The sequence below is a fragment of the Aeromicrobium sp. genome (assembly GCF_032084975.1).
GTDB lineage: Bacteria > Actinomycetota > Actinomycetes > Propionibacteriales > Nocardioidaceae > Aeromicrobium.
In genome coordinates this window covers 90501-105789 of the sequence record NZ_DAMDLR010000001.1, presented here as the reverse complement: position 1 = coordinate 105789, position 15289 = coordinate 90501, and the positions used below count along the sequence as shown (strand labels likewise).

The window sequence follows — 15289 nt, the reverse complement described above, 5'->3', positions numbered from 1 at the left end:
GGAACGGGACTCATGACGCACGACCTCACCCACTGGTCCACCGCCCGGGAGATGGTGGCCGCCGTGGCCGCCAAGCAGATCTCGGCCCGGGAGCTGCTCGAGCTCCACCTCGACCGGATCGACGCGGTCAACCCCGTCGTCAACGCCCTCGTCAGCATCGACCCGGATCGCGCTCGTCGCGCGGCCGACGAGGCGGACGAGCGGACGATGAGCGGTGCGCCGCTCGGGCCGCTCCACGGCATCCCCTATGCCGTCAAGGACACGCACGAGGTGGAGGGCTGGCGCAGCACGTCGGGTTCGGTGCTGCGCTCCGACCACTTCCCCGAACGCGACGAGCTGGTCGTCCAGCGGGTGCGGGAGGCGGGGGCCGTCATCGTCGCGAAGAGCAACGTGCCGGAGTTCGCCTCCGGGTCGCACACCTTCAACCGGATCTTCGGGACGACGCTGAACCCCTACGACCCGAGCCGATCTGCCGGCGGCTCCAGTGGTGGGTCCACGGCGGCCCTCGCCAGCGGCATGGTGCCGTTGGCGGACGGCTCGGACATGGGCGGGTCGCTGCGCAACCCGGCGTCCTTCTGCAACGTGGTGGGACTGCGTCCGTCGTTCGGCCGCGTCCCGCAGGTGCCCAACCCGAACATCTTCGAGTCCACGTCGGTCCAGGGGCCGCTGGCGCGCAACGTGGACGACCTCGCCCTGTTGCTCTCGGTCCAGGCGGGGCCCGCCGCGCTGAACCCGGTGGCCCACGAGACTCCCGGTGCCGCGTTCGCCGAGGTGGACGAGGCCGACCTGACCGGGCTGCGGTTCGCGATCTCCACGGACCTGGACGGCGCCTTCGAGGTGGATCGCCAGGTCGCCGGGATCGTGGCGGCGCAGGGGAGTGTCCTCGAGTCCCTGGGTGCCGTGGTGGACCCGGCCGCGCCGGACCTGTCCGAGGCCGAGGACACGTTCCGCACGTTGCGCGCCTGGCACTTCCAGGCCTCCTACGGAGAGCTCCTCGCGGCGCACCCGGACGAGTTCAAGAGCTCGCTCGCCGACAACATCCGCGCCGGCGAGGACCTGACCGGCCGGGACGTCGCTCGGGCGTACCGACAGCGCACGGCCCTCTCGCAGCGGATGGCGGCCTTCTTCGACACCTACGAGGCACTCGTCCTCCCGGTGAGCCAGGTGCCGCCGTTCCCGGCGGACCAGGAGTATCCGGCGGACATCAACGGCCAGGTGCAGAAGACGTACCTGGACTGGATGCGGTCGGCGTACTTCATCACGGTCACCGGGTGCCCGGCCATCTCGATTCCCGCCGGCTTCACCGCCGAGGGCTGGCCGGTCGGCATCCAGATCGTCGTGCGGCCCAACGGTGAACGCCGTCTGCTCCAGATCGCGAAGGCGTTCGAGCAGGCCACGCGGATCGGTGATCGCCGCCCTCACCTTGGCTGATTCCACAAGAAACAGTTCATGCTTCGTCAAATATTGACGTAGTGAATCTGGCGGCCTCGCGATGGAATGTGAGGGCAACCACTACAGGAGGTCCCCGTGTCAGAAGCAAGTCACATCAGGATCGGCATTGACACCGGTGGAACCTTCACCGATGTCGTCGCCTTCGATCGTTCCAGCGGGACGATGGTCACCACCAAGACCCCGTCCACGCCCAGCAACCCCGCCGATGGCTTCCTCGAGGGCATCGCCAAGGTCCTGGGCATGATGGGCCTCGACGGCGACGCCATCGACGCGGTCAGCCACGGCACCACGGTCGCGACCAACCAGCTCCTCGAGGGCAAGGTCGAGAACCTCGGCTTCATCACCAACGTCGGCTACGAGTCGCTGCTGGAGATCGCGCGCCAGTCGGTCCCGGACGGCTACGGCAACTCGTACTTCTGGGTCAAGCCCGAGCGCATCGTGCCCCGTCACCTGGTTCGCGGCGTCGGCGGTCGCCTCAACGTCCACGGCGAGGAGATCGAGCCGCTCGACGAGGAGTCCGTCCGCGAGGCGGCGCGCTGGTTCCGCAAGCACGGCATCGACACGCTGGGCGTGAGCCTGCTGCACTCCTACGCCAACCCCGAGCACGAGCAGCGCCTGCGCGAGATCCTCGCCGAGGAGCACCCCGAGGCCGTCGTCTCGGTCTCCTCGGAGGTGCTGCGCGAGTACCGCGAGTACGAGCGGTCGATGACCACGCTGGTCGACGCCGCCGTGAAGCCGAAGCTCTCGCGCTACATCGAGAGCATCAAGTCGCGTCTCGACGACTTCACCCAGGGTCGCCAGAACCTGCCCTTCTACGTCATGAAGTCCAACGGCGGCGTGCTGAGCGCCGACGAGGTCGTGCACCAGCCGATCACCACTGTGCTTTCCGGCCCCGCGGCCGGTGCCCTGGGCGCGGCCCTGATCAGCCGGATCGCCGGCTTCGACCGCGTCCTGACCCTCGACGGCGGCGGCACCTCGACCGACGTCTCCGTCGTGATCGACGGTGAGCCGACGCTGACCACCGAGGGCTCCGTGGGTGCCTTCCCCACCAAGATCCCGATGATCGACGTCGTGACGGTGGGCGCGGGCGGCGGCTCGATCGCCTGGCTGTCCCCGGACGGCACGCTCAAGGTCGGGCCCCACTCGGCAGGCGCCGATCCGGGTCCGGTCTGCTACGGCAACGGTGGCACCGACGTCACCATCACCGACGCCCACGTCTTCCTCGGCCGGATCCCCCCGCACCTGCTCGGTGGCGAGATCCCGCTCGACGTCGACGGCGCCCGCAACGCCATCGAGACCCTGGCCAAGGAGGTCGGACTCACGCCCGAGAAGTGCGCGACCGGCATCCTGGAGATCTCGGCCTGGCACCAGGCCAACGCGCTGCGCCAGATCACGGTCAAGCGCGGCCTGGACGTGCGCGACTTCGCGTTGAACACCTTCGGCGGCTCGGGCTCGCTGCTGCTGTGCCGACTGATGGACATCCTGGGCATCGAGACCGTCGTCGTCCCGCTGAACCCCGGCAACCTGTCGGCCTTCGGCCTGCTGACCGTCGACGTCCGCAACGACTACGTGCAGACCCAGATCACCCTGCACGAGAGCCTCGACGTGGATGCCGTGTCGGCGGCCTTCGAGGAGCTGTCGGCCCGCGCGGCCGAGGCGCTGCGCGTCGAGGGCTTCGACGCCGACGTCCACCAGTTCTCCCGGACCGCGGACCTGCGCTACTTCGGCCAGGCGTTCGAGGTCAGGGTCCCCGTCGGGGACGGGCCGTTCACCGCCGAGATCGCCCACGAGGTCGCGGAGGCGTTCCACGCCGAGCACCGCGCTCTCTACGGCTACGACTTCAAGGGCGACCCGGACCAGCAGGTCGAGTGGGTCAACCTGCGAGCCACCGGCATCGGGCCGATCCAGCGTCCCGAGCTCACCCCCGAGCCCCTGCAGAGCGACCCCGAGCTCATCACGAGCTCGACTCGCGCCGTCTTCTTCGACGGTCAGGACGAGCGGATCGACACCCCGGTCCACTGGCGACTCGACCTCGCGCCCGGCACGACCTTCACCGGTCCGGCCATCGTCGAGGAGTTCGGCTCGACCATCCCCATCCACCCCGGTTTCGCCGTGCGTGTCGACGAATACCGCAACCTCATCGTGACCCGCGAAGGAGCGCACGCATGACCGAGTCTCGTCTCGCCCCGACCCAGTTCCCCTTCGGGTTCCTCTCCGAGGATGCCGGAGCCAGCGCCGACCCCGTGCTCGTCGAGATCGTCCAGGGCAGCCTCGCGGCTGTCGAGATGGAGGTCGAGACCGCGATCGGCCGGACCTCCCGGTCGCCGATGATCCGTGACGCGCACGACTTCCGCGCGGGCATCCACGACCGCCTGATGCGCAAGCTGACGGGCCGCTCCTACAGCGCCCTCGTGCACCCGGTGGCGCGTGACTTCCCGCTCGAGGAGATGGTGCCCGGCGACGTCTTCTTCCACAACGACGTCTACCGCTCCGAGGGCGGCATCGGTCACCTGCCCGACCTGTGTGTCACGGTGCCGGTCTTCCACCACGACCCCGAGGCGGGCAAGCCCGTCGTCGTGGCGTTCGTCCAGGCGTTCGGTCACCACGACGACATCGGTGGCGCCGTGCCCGGCTCGATGCCCAGTGGTGCCACCTCGGTCTTCGAGGAGGGCCTCATGGTCCCGCCGATCAAGCTCTGGGACGCCGGCAAGCCGGTGCGCTCGGCGCTGGCGATCATGACGCGCAACTCGCGCATGCCCGAGGCCCTCGCCGCCGACCTCGACGCCGAGTGCTCGGCGTGCCTGATGGGCGCCCGGCGGCTCGGAGAGCTCTTCGACCGCTACGGCGTGCAGGCCGTGGAGTCGGCGTTCGACGCGATCATCGACAACTCGACCAAGACCTACCGCCGCGAGATCCTCAGCAAGATTCCCGAGGGCACGTGGACGTGGGAGGACTACGCCGAGCACGACGGTGTCGAGGAGCCGCAGCTGCACACGCAGCGGATCACCCTCACCAAGACTCCCGCCGACGATCCGGCGGGGGAGCGGCTGATCCTCGACTTCGCGGGGACCTCCAAGCAGGCCAAGGGCCCGATCAACCACTGCGCGGACTACTCCGACGGCGTGTTCATGAAGAAGTGGCTCGCGCCGATCCTGCGCAACCTGGCCGACACCCCCGAGCGGATGGCCGAGCTGGACGTCAACGAGGGCATCGTGCCGCTGATCGAGATGCGCTTCCCGCCGCCGGGCACGCTGATCACGCCGATCTTCCCGGCGCCGACCAACGCGCGTACGTTCGTGATCCTGCGCATGCTCGGCGTGTTCTCCGGCGTGCTGGCCAAGGCGGTCGACGGTCGCATGCCCGCCGATCAGGAGACGATCCGCTACACGGGCGTCTACGGCGAGGACATGGAGGGACGCTCCTACCTCATGCGTGAGGTGCTGGGCGGCGGAGCCGGCGGTCGCTACTACGCCGACGGCGAGGACACGATCCACGTCGTGCCGGACTCGCGCAACCTGCCGACCGAGTTCACCGAGTCCCGGTTCCCGTTCATCGTGGAGACGCTCACGCTGTCGCCCGACTCCGGTGGCGCGGGCCAGTTCCGTGGCGGTCTCGGCTACGAGAAGCACCTGCGGATGCTCAAGGACGCGCGCTTCATGTCGATCGCCGACCGCTCGATCCTGGCGTGCTGGGGAGTCAAGGGCGGCAAGGCGGGCGCCCCGTTCAAGGTGACCATCAACCCGGGCCAGCCCGACGAGCGCGAGGTCGACGCACTGGCCGACGCCGAGCTCGTGAAGGCCGGCGACGTGATCCGGATCTGCACCACCGGTGGTGGCGGCTGGGGCGACCCCCTGGACCGTGACCCCGAGATGGTCGTGCGCGACATCATGTGGCACAAGATCACGACCGGGTCGGCGCTGGCCGACTACGGCGTGGTGCTGACCGGCTCGCGCGAGACCGACGACCTCGGTTACGACGCGGACGCGACCTCGGCGGAGCGGGACCGGCGGCGCGCCGCTCGCGGCGACGAGCCGTTCTTCGACCGCGGTGACGGCTACGAGCGGCTCAGCGGCGGTCAGACCTCCGCAGACGTCGACTGGACCTGAGGTCACGATGACTGCACACGTCGCCGTGGTGGGTGGCCGGGGCAAGACCGGCCGCGCGGTGATGGAAGCGGTCCGAGCACGTGGAGTCTCGGCACGGCCCCTGGGCCGTGCCGAGCTCCGGGCCACCGTCGAGGCGCTTCAGGGCGCCTCGGCGGTGTACGTCATCGCGCCGAACATGCACCCGGACGAGCCGGCGTTCGTCCGCGACGTCCTGACCGCTGCGCACGACGCGGGGGTCTCGCGGATCGTCTACCACTCGGTGGCGGCCCCGTACCTGCCGGAGATGCCTCACCACCTGGCCAAGGCCGAGTCCGAGCGCCTGGTCCGCGGCAGCGGTGCCGACTGGACGATCCTTCAGCCATGCGCCTACGTCCAGAACTTCGTACCGGCGCTGTCGGAGGCCGAGCCGGCGCTCGTCGTGCCCTACGACCCGGACCGCACCTTCGGCCTCGTCGACCTGGCCGACGTGGGCGAGGCGGCGGCCTCGGCCCTGACCGGCTCGGGCCCGGACGGTGGCGCCCTGGTCGGCTCGTCGATCGAGCTCGGCGGTCCCGCGCGGGTCTCCGTCCGTGACGTGGCCCGCGCTGCCGGGTCCGTGCTGGGACGTGACGTCCCGGTGCGCCGCATCACCAGCAGCGAGTGGGCCGCCGGTCCGGGAGCCGGTCTCGAGGCGCGCGAGCGCGACTGGCTGGTCCGGATGTTCGACTACTACGACGATCACGGACTGGTCTGCGGACCGCTGGGGTCACAGGCCGTGCTGGGGCGCCCGCCCCGATCGGTCACCGACGCCCTGCGCCGCGAGCTGGCGTGAGCACCCGTTGGCAGTTCCTGCCGTCGGTACCCACGAAGGTCAGTCAGATTCTGACCATGCCTGCGTGACGCGGGTCACCTAACGTCGACGGTATGCGAATCGTGATCGCCCTCGGTGGCAACGCCATGACGTCCGCGGACGGGCGCGCCACCCCGGCTGACCAGCAGTCGGCCATCCAGCAGGCTGCCGAGCCGATCGCGGACCTCGTGCTCGCGGGTCACGACGTGCTCCTGACCCACGGCAACGGACCGCAGGTGGGCAACCTGCTGGTCAAGAACGAGCTGACGGCCGGCCACGTCCCGCCGGTTCCGCTGGACTGGTGCGGCGCCCAGACGCAGGGCACGATCGGCATGCTGCTGCTCAACGCCCTGGATGCCGCCTTCGCGGCACGGGGGATGGAGCGCCCCACCGCGGCGCTGGTGTCCCGCACGCTCGTGGACGCCCAGGACCCCGGATTCGCGAACCCGACCAAGCCGATCGGTCGCTATCTCACCGAGGAGAGCACCCGGCCGCTGGTCGAGCAGGGCCAGTCCTTCGTCGAGATCGCGGACCGAGGCTGGCGCCGGGTCGTCCCGTCGCCGGCACCGATCGACTGCCTGGACTCCGCGAGCGCCGCTCAGCTGATGGACGCCGGCTTCGTCGTGGTCTGCTCCGGAGGCGGCGGCATCCCCACGGTCCGCGAGGCGGACGGCAGGCTCACCGGCGTCGAGGCCGTGATCGACAAGGACCTGACGGCCGGCCTGATCGCACAGCAGGTGGGCGCCGACATCCTCGTCATCGCCACCGACGTCGACTCGGTCATCGCCGACTGGGGCACCGACCGGGCCCGCCCGATCGGCGAGGTCACCGTCGACGAGATGCACCAGATCGCCGCCGAGCAGGGCTTCGCCGAAGGGTCCATGGGACCCAAGGTCGCGGCCGTCACCAGCTTCGCCGAGTCCGGCTCCGGAATCGGCGTCATCACCTCCCTGACCAAGATCGCCCATGCGGTCGACGGCGAGGCAGGAACCCGTGTGGTCCCGGCCTCGACGCTGCATCCCGCTCACTAGGAAGGACACGTTTCGTGCCAGCTGCAATTGAAGTTCGCAAGGTCCCGATCCACTCCGTCGCCGACGCCAGCGAGCTGTCGAAGCTGATCGACGAGGGCGTCTTCGAGGCCGACCGGATCATCGCGATCATCGGCAAGACCGAGGGCAACGGTGGCGTCAACGACTACACGCGGATCATCGCCGACCGCGCGTTCCGTGAGGTCATCCAGGCCAAGGGCACGCGCTCGGCCCAGGACGTCGGCCAGATCCCGATCGTGTGGTCCGGCGGCACCGACGGTGTCATCAGCCCCCACGCCACGATCTTCGCCACCCTCCCCGAGGACAAGACGGTCAAGACCGACGAGCCGCGCCTCAGCGTGGGCTTCGCGATGAGCGAGCGCCTGCTGCCCGAGGAGATCGGCTACGTGTCGATGGTCAAGAAGGTCGCGGACGCGGTCAAGGCGGCCATGGGCGAGGCGGGCATCACCGACCCCGCCGACGTGCACTACGTGCAGACCAAGACCCCACTCCTGACGATCCACACCATCCGTGACGCCAAGAGCCGCGGCAAGAAGGTCTGGACCGAGCACACCCACGAGTCGATGGACCTGTCGAACGGCGTGACCGCGCTCGGCATCGCCGTGGCGCTCGGTGAGATCGACATGCCGACCGACGAGGACGTCATGCACAACCGCGAGCTGTTCTCGGCCGTGGCCTCCTGCTCCTCGGGCGTCGAGCTCGACCAGGCGCAGGTCGTCGTGGTCGGCAACGTGCGCGGGATCGGCGGCAAGTACCGCATCGGTCACAGCGTGATGAACGACGCCCTGGACGCCGACGGCATCTGGGACGCGATCCGCAGCGCGGGTCTCGAGCTCCCGGAGCGCCCGCACACCTCGGACCTCGGCGACCGCCTGGTCAACGTCTTCCTCAAGTGCGAGGCCAGCCAGGACGGCACCGTCCGCGGCCGTCGCAACGCGATGCTCGACGACTCCGACGTCCACTGGCACCGCCAGATCAAGGCGGCCGTCGGCGGCGTGACCGCCGCGGTCACCGGTGACCCGGCCGTCTTCGTCTCGGTCTCGGCCGCCCACCAGGGCCCCGAGGGCGGCGGACCGGTCGCGGCCATCGTCGACATGAGCTGACGCATGACCGAGCTCGCAGGTATGGGCTCGCCCGAGGCCGGGCTGTTGTCGGGGACCTTGGTCCTCGACCTCAGCCGGGCCCTGGCGGGACCCCAGGCAGCGATGATGCTGGGCGACATGGGCGCCCGCGTCATCAAGGTCGAGACCCCCAAGGGCGGTGACGACAGCCGCGGATGGGGACCCCCCTTCCTCGGTGAGGGCGACGAGCGCGAGTCGACCTACTTCATGGCGGCCAACCGCAACAAGGAGTCGATCACCCTCGACCTCAAGGACGAGGGCGACTCCGACGTGCTGGCCCGCCTGGTCCGTCGCGCCGACGTGCTGATCGAGAACTTCCGCGTCGGGGTGCTGGACCGCCTCGGCTTCAGCGTCGAGCGACTCCACGAGCTGAACCCGGGCCTCGTGATCCTCTCGATCACGGGATTCGGGCACGACGGCCCGGAGTCGCAGCGCGCCGGGTACGACCAGATCGCGCAGGGTGAGGCCGGACTGATGAGCCTCACCGGGATCGACGAGCCCACCAAGTCGGGTGTCCCGATCGCCGACCTGCTGGCCGGCATGAACGGCGCCTTCGGAACGCTCGCGGCGCTCGTCGAGCGCCAGAGCACCGGTCGGGGGCGCGTCGTGCGCACGTCGCTCATCGCCAGCGTCGTCGGCATCCACGCGTTCCAGGGCACCCGATGGACCGTGGCGGGGGAGTTGCCGGGCCTCTCGGGCTCGCACCACCCGTCGATCGCGCCGTACGGCCTCTTCCACACCGCCAGCGGTCCGATCCAGCTGTCGTGCGGCTCCGAGCTCCTGTGGCAGCGGCTCGCCCCGGCGATCGGCCTCGATCCGCTCGAGGCGCGCTTCGCCACCAACGGCGACCGCGTCGCCCATCGCGACGAGCTCGTGGCGGTGTTGGACGCGATCTTCGCCGAGGAGCCGGCCGAGCACTGGCTGGCACTGCTGGACGAGGCGGGGGTGCCGTCGGGCAAGGTGCGCAACCTGCAGGAGGTCTACGAGTGGGAGCAGGTGCTCTCGCAGGGCCTGCTCGTCGAGGTGGACCACGCCACGAAGGGGAAGCTGTCGATTCCCGGGCCGGTCATCCGCTTCGACGACAACGCGTTCGGTGGTGCGCGGGCCGATGTCACCGCGCCGCCCACGCTCGGTCAGCACAATGATTCGATCAGGACATGGTTGGACGAAACCGAGTCGACGAACGGGTGACCGTGCTGGGACTCCTCCTCGCCGCGGGCCAGGGTGCGCGCATGGGCCGCCCCAAGGCCCTGGTCCGTGGCGCGGACGGAGTCCCGTGGTCGGTCGCCAGCCGACAGGCGCTCGTGGACGCCGGCTGTGACCGCGTGGTCGTCGTGCTCGGGGCCGAGGCGGCCGCTGCGGCGGAGCTGCTCGGCGGTCACGACCATGTCGTGGCGCCCGACTGGAGCGAGGGCATGTCGGCGTCGCTCCGTGCCGGGCTGCGGGTCGCCGAGGAAGGCGACCACGCGGCGGTCCTCATCCACCTGGTCGACCTCCCGGACGTCGGCGCCGACGTCATGACGCGACTCCTCACCCACGCCGCTCCCGATGCCCTCGTGCGGGCGTCCTACGACCAGCGCCCCGGTCACCCGGTGCTCATCGGGCGGGACCACTGGGCCGCCCTGGCGGCCGAGCTGGACGGCGACGACGGGGCGAGGCACTACCTCGCACGTCACGGCACCACACTGGTGGAGTGCGCCGACCTGGCCACCGGCGTCGACATCGACACCCCCGAAGGATGTGGGACGACCCCATGAACGACGTGACCGACGCCGCCGGGCTGGCGGCCCTGCTCGAGCAGGTCGGCTACATCGCCGACGAGGGCCTGTCCACGGTCGGCTACCTGTCGATCGCCCTGCAGCGACCGTTGATGGTCGAGGGCGACCCGGGTACCGGCAAGACCGCCCTCGCGACCGCGCTGTCCGAGGCGCTGGACGTTCCGTTGATCCGGCTGCAGTGCTACGAGGGGATCGACGCGCAGCAGGCGCTCTACGACTGGGACTTCGCTCGCCAGATCCTGCACCTGAGGACCCTGGAGGCCAGTCGCAGCCAGATCGACGCCCACGACACCGAAGGCCTGCTCTACAGCGAGCGCTTCCTGCTCGCGCGGCCCATCCTGAAGGCCTTGAAGGAGAGTCCGGCCGTCCTGTTGATCGACGAGATCGACCGCGCCGACGACGAGTTCGAGGCGCTGCTGCTCGAGGTCCTCTCGCAGTACCAGGTCTCCATCCCCGAGTTCGGGACGATCCGTGCGGCGACGCCGCCGATCGTGGTGCTGACGTCGAACCGCACCCGCGACGTGCACGACGCGCTCAAGCGACGCTGCCTCTATCACTGGATCGACCACCCGGACCCGGCCCGCGAGGTGCAGATCGTGCAGGCGCGGCTGCCCGAGGTGAGCGAGCGGCTGACCCGCCGGATCGTGGAGGTCGTGCAGCACCTGCGTGCCGAGAACAGGCTGATCAAGCTTCCCGGGGTCGCCGAGACGATCGACTGGGCGCGAGCGGTCCATGAGCTCGGCAGGGACGACCTCGACCTGGACACCGCGACGCTGACGCTGGGAGCGCTCAGCAAGTACCGCGAGGACACCGTGCATCTCAGGACGGTCCTCGCCGAGCAGCTGGCGCCGTGACGTGCAGCGCCCAGTGAGATAGGTGCGCGGACATGGACACCGTGACCGAAGCCGTGCAGGACGAGGTGATGGGCCGCCTCGTCGGCTTCAGCCAGGCACTGCACCGCGCCGGCGTCACCTCGGCGCGCACGGAGGACTTCGTCGCCGCACTCGACGCGCTCGACCCGATGCGCCGGGCCGACGTCTACTGGGCCGGCCGCGCGACGCTGTGCTCCTCGCCCGATGACCTCGAGATCTACGAGCGCGTCTTCGCCGACTGGTTCAGCGGCGTCAACGTGGAGGCGGTCCGGGCGACCGACCTGGTGACCACTCGCGCAGGCGGCGGCGACGGTGAGGACGCGACGGGTCCCGACGACACGGACGACGTGGCGATGCTGGCCTCGGCCACCGAGGTGCTGCGCCAACGTGACGTGGCGACGCTGACGGCCCACGAGGCGCGTCTGCTCGCGACGATGTTCGCCCACCTGCGCGTCCGTCTTCCCCGTCGGCCCTCGCGGCGCCGCGAGCGACACCACCGAGGTGAGGTGGACGTGGCCGCGACGGTCCGCGAGCAGCTGCGGCACGCGGGGGAGCCGGGCGTCCTGCGATTCCGTCGCCGTCGCCTCAAGCCCCGCCCCGTGGTCGTACTGGTCGACGTGTCCCGTTCGATGACTCCCTATGCCGATCACCTGCTGCGACTGGCTCACCGGTTCAGCACCGACCCGGCCCACCGGGTCGAGGTCTTCACGATGGGCACCCGGTTGACCCGGGTCACCCGCGCGCTGCGGATCCGCGATCCCGAGGCCGCGTTGGCCAGGACCAGCAAGATGATCCCCGACTGGTCCGGCGGGACGCGACTGGGCGACGTGCTGGAGGCGTTCGTCGATCGGTGGGGCCGCCGGGGCATGGCCCGCGGAGCCGTGGTCGTCATCGCCAGCGACGGCTGGGAGCGTGGCGATCCGACGCTCCTGGCCGAGCAGGCGCAGGTGCTGCAACGCATGAGCCACGCCCTGATCTGGGTCAATCCGCACCGGGGCAAGGAAGGCTTCGAGCCGGTCCAGTCCGGGATGGCCGCGGTCCTCCCGCACGTTGACCATGTCGTCGCGGGGCACACGTTCGCCACGTTCGAGGAACTGATGGAGGTCGTCGCTGATGTTTGAGGTCCTGTCCCGGGCGGTCGAGCCGCTCCGCCGAGGTGAGCCCGTCGTGCTGGCGACGGTGACCCGGGCGCAGGGGTCGTCGCCGCGCGACCCGGGTGCCTCGATGCTCGTCCTGGCGGACGGCACCGTCGTGGGCTCGGTCTCCGGCGGTTGCGTCGAGGGAGCCGTCTACGAGATCGGCCGTCAGGTCATGGACGACGGTGTCCCCGTCCTCGAGGAGTTCGGCTACTCCGATGCCGACGCCTTCGCCGTCGGCCTGACGTGCGGCGGGGTCCTCACGGTCTTCATCCAGCGCATCGATGCCGAGCAGGCCGACCTGGTCTCCCGGATCGTGGAGGACATCGACGCGGGCCGTCCGGTCTCCTGGGTGTCCGTCGTCCGCCACCCCGACCCCGACTGGCTGGGTCGTCGCGTGGTGGTCCGGCCCGAGTCGCACGAGGGAAGCCTGGGGGAGCGGTTCGCCGACCATGCGGTCGTGAGCGACGTGCGCGGCGTGCTCGCGACCGGCGACTCACGACTCATGCACTTCGGTGACGGCGGCGAGCGCATGGGCAACGAGATGGAGATCTTCGTGTCCACCTTCCAGCCGCCGGCACGCATGCTCATCTTCGGTGCGGTCGACTTCGCCGCCGCGCTGGCCGAGCAGTCCTCGATCCTGGGCTTCCACGTCACGGTCTGTGACGCGAGGGAGGTCTTCGCGACCCCCGAGCGCTTTCCGGCTGCCGACGAGGTCGTCGTGCAGTGGCCGCACCGCTACGTCGCGCAGGAGGCCGAGGCCGGCCGGATCGACCGCCGCACCGCGGTCTGCGTGCTGACCCACGACGCCAAGTTCGACGTCCCGGTCCTGCGGGCCGTGTTCGACCTGCCGGACGAGATCCGGCCCTTCTACATCGGCGTCATGGGATCGCGGACCACGCACGACGACCGGGTCCGCCGGCTGACCGAGGCCGGGGCCACCGGCGACCAGGTGGACCTGATGACCAGTCCGATCGGCCTGGACCTGCGAGGCCGCACTCCGCAGGAGACCGCGGTGTCGATCGCGGCCGAGATCGTGGCCCGGCGGTGGGGTGGCACCGGGCTGCCGCTCGACGAGGTGACGGGACCGATCCACGCGCGGTGAGGGAGCGGCCCGGATCGTGGTGCCGATACGGTCCTGGCCCGCCACCTCGTGCGGGTGAGCTGGCGGACGCGCCCGCGCCGACGCGCGGATCCGCTCAGGCGACCGTGGCTGGAACCGGACCGCCGCGCTGCGTCGCGAGTCGCTCGAGCAGGCAGGAGAGCTGGGCGTCGGCCGTGTCGGGGTGTTCGGGGTGCCACTGCACCGCGGTGATCGGGGCGCGCTCGTGGACGACGGCTTCCACGACACCGTCCTGGGCACGCGCGGCCACGACGAGACCGTCGCCGAGGCGGTCGATCGCCTGGTGGTGCGTGCACCGGACGTGCTGGGTCGCATCGACGGCCTGCGCGAGCGACGGGTGGCTCACGGTCACCAGGTTGCGGACGAAGTGGTCATCACCCGTGGCGCGGTGCAGGTGCGTGGTGGGCAGGTCCTGCACGAGCGTGCCGCCCAGGGCGACGTTGACGATCTGCTGGCCGCGACAGATGCCGAGCAGGGGTGTGCCCGATTTGAGGCACTGGTGCACCGCGGCGATGTGAGCGCGGTCGGCCTCCGGCTCGTGCTGTCCGGAGCCCGGGTAGGCCGCCGGCCCCGCGTAGAAGGAGGGGTCGACGTCCTCGCCGCCCATCAGCACGACCGCGTCCGCGCGGGCCACCAGGTCGACGGTGGTGGCGAGCGCGACCTCGGCACACGCGACCGGGACGACCTCCCAGCCGAGCGCGCGTGCCACGCGCATGGTGGGCGCGTTCAGTGCATCGAGCGCGACCTGGAAGTCCGGTGCGTGCGGGCGATCGGTGCGCAGGTGCAGGACGGCCAGGAGCGGCTTCGCGGCGGTGGGGGACCAGGTCACGACGTCAGGGTATGCGCCCGGTGTGACGCGCGGGTCTCGATGCGGGTGAGCTCGAGGGCAGCGGCATGGCGTGACAGGCTCGAGGCATGAAGGCAATCGGTGCGAACAGGTACGGAGGACCCGAGGTCCTCGAGGTGGTCGAGCTCCCAGATCCCGAGCCGGGGGAGGGTGAGGTGCTCGTCCGGGTCCACGCGGCGGCGGTCAACCCCACCGACACCTACGTCCGCAACGGTGACCGAGCGAAGCACCAGGCCAGGCAGTCGCCGTTCCCGTACGTGCCCGGCATGGACGTCGCCGGGGTGCTCGAGGCGATCGGCCCGGACACGAGCACCGACCTGGTCGTCGGGGACCGCGTGATGGCGGTCGTGATCCCGAGCGGGCACCACGGTGCCTACTCCGAGCTGCTGGCGCTGCCCGCTCGTTCCGTGGCGGCGGCCCCCGCGAACACGACCCACGCCGAGGCGGCGACGCTGCCGATGAACGGGCTCACGGCCCGCCTGGCCCTCGACCTGCTGGCACTCGAGCACGGCCAGGTGCTGGGCGTGACCGGCGCCGCCGGTGCGCTCGGCGGCTACGTGATCCAGCTGGCGAAGGCCGACGGCTTGGTCGTCATCGCCGACGCCTCCGAGAAGGACGAGTCACTGGTGAAGCAGCTGGGGGCCGACATCGTGGTGCGGCGGGGCGACGACGTCGCCGAGCGGATGCGGGCCGAGGTGCCCGACGGCGTCCACGGCATGCTCGACGGCTCGGTCCAGAACGAGGCGTTGTACCCCGCGATCCGGGACGGCGGCGGCTTCGCCACGGTGCGCGGCTTCCGCGGTGACCCGCCGCGCGGGATCCGCAGCCACCAGGTGTGGATCAGCGAGTACGCGCAGGAGCAGGAGAAGCTCGACGGACTGCGCCGCCAGGCCGAGGCCGGCGAGGTCACGCTGCGCATCGCCGACGTCCTGCCCGCCGCCGAGGCGGCCGAGGCGCACCGCCGGCTCGAGGCGGG

Annotated in this window: 13 protein-coding genes; 12 read left to right on the top strand and 1 reads right to left on the bottom strand. The window is 70.6% G+C overall.

The window, feature by feature from the left end; genetic code table 11:
* The first annotated feature begins 12 nt into the window (after positions 1-12).
* The 11 genes from RT323_RS00535 to RT323_RS00485 all read left to right on the top strand — a co-directional run bounded on the left by RT323_RS00535 (position 13) and on the right by RT323_RS00485 (position 13448).
* Positions 13-1431, top strand: coding sequence for an amidase family protein (locus RT323_RS00535; protein WP_313404085.1), 1419 nt, complete (start codon positions 13-15; stop codon positions 1429-1431).
* 96 nt (positions 1432-1527) lie between these two features.
* Complete coding sequence (locus tag RT323_RS00530) at positions 1528-3621, top strand: hydantoinase/oxoprolinase family protein (protein WP_313404083.1); 2094 nt, start codon at positions 1528-1530, stop codon at positions 3619-3621.
* Positions 3618-5558, top strand: a complete 1941-nt coding sequence (locus tag RT323_RS00525; protein ID WP_313404081.1) for a hydantoinase B/oxoprolinase family protein — start codon at positions 3618-3620, stop codon at positions 5556-5558. Before RT323_RS00530 ends, RT323_RS00525 begins: the two co-directional genes overlap by 4 nt.
* Positions 5559-5565: 7 nt before the next feature.
* Entirely contained in the window at positions 5566-6369 is an 804-nt protein-coding gene (locus RT323_RS00520; RefSeq protein ID WP_313404079.1) for an NmrA family NAD(P)-binding protein, read from the top strand.
* A gap of 92 nt (positions 6370-6461) precedes the next feature.
* On the top strand, positions 6462-7418 hold the full coding sequence (locus RT323_RS00515) for a carbamate kinase (RefSeq protein WP_313404077.1): 957 nt from the start codon (positions 6462-6464) through the stop codon (positions 7416-7418).
* Positions 7419-7432: 14 nt separating this feature from the next.
* Positions 7433-8539 (top strand): ring-opening amidohydrolase, encoded by a 1107-nt coding sequence (locus RT323_RS00510; RefSeq protein ID WP_313404075.1) that lies wholly within the window; start codon positions 7433-7435, stop codon positions 8537-8539.
* Positions 8540-8542: 3 nt separating this feature from the next.
* The gene (locus RT323_RS00505; protein ID WP_313404073.1) at positions 8543-9748 is read left to right on the top strand and encodes a CoA transferase; all 1206 of its coding nucleotides are present in this window, start codon (positions 8543-8545) and stop codon (positions 9746-9748) included.
* Complete coding sequence (locus tag RT323_RS00500) at positions 9715-10314, top strand: nucleotidyltransferase family protein (protein WP_313404071.1); 600 nt, start codon at positions 9715-9717, stop codon at positions 10312-10314. Before RT323_RS00505 ends, RT323_RS00500 begins: the two co-directional genes overlap by 34 nt.
* Positions 10311-11189: a MoxR family ATPase gene (locus RT323_RS00495; RefSeq protein WP_313404069.1), complete on the top strand. Its 879-nt coding sequence runs from the start codon at positions 10311-10313 to the stop codon at positions 11187-11189. Before RT323_RS00500 ends, RT323_RS00495 begins: the two co-directional genes overlap by 4 nt.
* 32 nt (positions 11190-11221) lie before the next feature.
* Positions 11222-12328 carry a VWA domain-containing protein gene (locus RT323_RS00490; protein ID WP_313404067.1) on the top strand — a complete coding sequence of 369 codons (1107 nt, stop codon included), beginning with the start codon at positions 11222-11224 and terminating at the stop codon, positions 12326-12328.
* On the top strand, positions 12321-13448 hold the full coding sequence (locus RT323_RS00485) for an XdhC/CoxI family protein (RefSeq protein WP_313404065.1): 1128 nt from the start codon (positions 12321-12323) through the stop codon (positions 13446-13448). The genes RT323_RS00490 and RT323_RS00485 overlap by 8 nt, the downstream gene beginning before the upstream one ends.
* Before the next feature lie 94 nt (positions 13449-13542).
* Here RT323_RS00485 and RT323_RS00480 read toward each other — a convergent pair whose 3' ends face one another.
* Entirely contained in the window at positions 13543-14295 is a 753-nt protein-coding gene (locus RT323_RS00480) for a gamma-glutamyl-gamma-aminobutyrate hydrolase family protein (RefSeq protein WP_313404063.1), read from the bottom strand.
* An 86-nt stretch (positions 14296-14381) separates the two neighbouring features.
* Between RT323_RS00480 and RT323_RS00475 the strand changes: the two genes are divergently transcribed.
* Positions 14382-15289, top strand: a 908-nt coding sequence (locus tag RT323_RS00475) for an NADP-dependent oxidoreductase (RefSeq protein ID WP_313404062.1), incomplete at its 3' end; no start/stop codon positions are given.

Excerpts from the sequence above, each read along its gene's own strand:
- RT323_RS00535 (WP_313404085.1), top strand. The coding sequence starts at position 13 with ATGACGCACGACCTCACCCACTGGTCCACCGCCCGGGAGATGGTGGCC.
- RT323_RS00525 (WP_313404081.1), top strand. The coding sequence starts at position 3,618 with ATGACCGAGTCTCGTCTCGCCCCGACCCAGTTCCCCTTCGGGTTCCTC.
- RT323_RS00520 (WP_313404079.1), top strand. The coding sequence starts at position 5,566 with ATGACTGCACACGTCGCCGTGGTGGGTGGCCGGGGCAAGACCGGCCGC.
- RT323_RS00515 (WP_313404077.1), top strand. The coding sequence starts at position 6,462 with ATGCGAATCGTGATCGCCCTCGGTGGCAACGCCATGACGTCCGCGGAC.
- RT323_RS00505 (WP_313404073.1), top strand. The coding sequence starts at position 8,543 with ATGACCGAGCTCGCAGGTATGGGCTCGCCCGAGGCCGGGCTGTTGTCG.
- RT323_RS00500 (WP_313404071.1), top strand. The coding sequence starts at position 9,715 with ATGGTTGGACGAAACCGAGTCGACGAACGGGTGACCGTGCTGGGACTC.
- RT323_RS00495 (WP_313404069.1), top strand. The coding sequence starts at position 10,311 with ATGAACGACGTGACCGACGCCGCCGGGCTGGCGGCCCTGCTCGAGCAG.
- RT323_RS00490 (WP_313404067.1), top strand. The coding sequence starts at position 11,222 with ATGGACACCGTGACCGAAGCCGTGCAGGACGAGGTGATGGGCCGCCTC.
- RT323_RS00485 (WP_313404065.1), top strand. The coding sequence starts at position 12,321 with ATGTTTGAGGTCCTGTCCCGGGCGGTCGAGCCGCTCCGCCGAGGTGAG.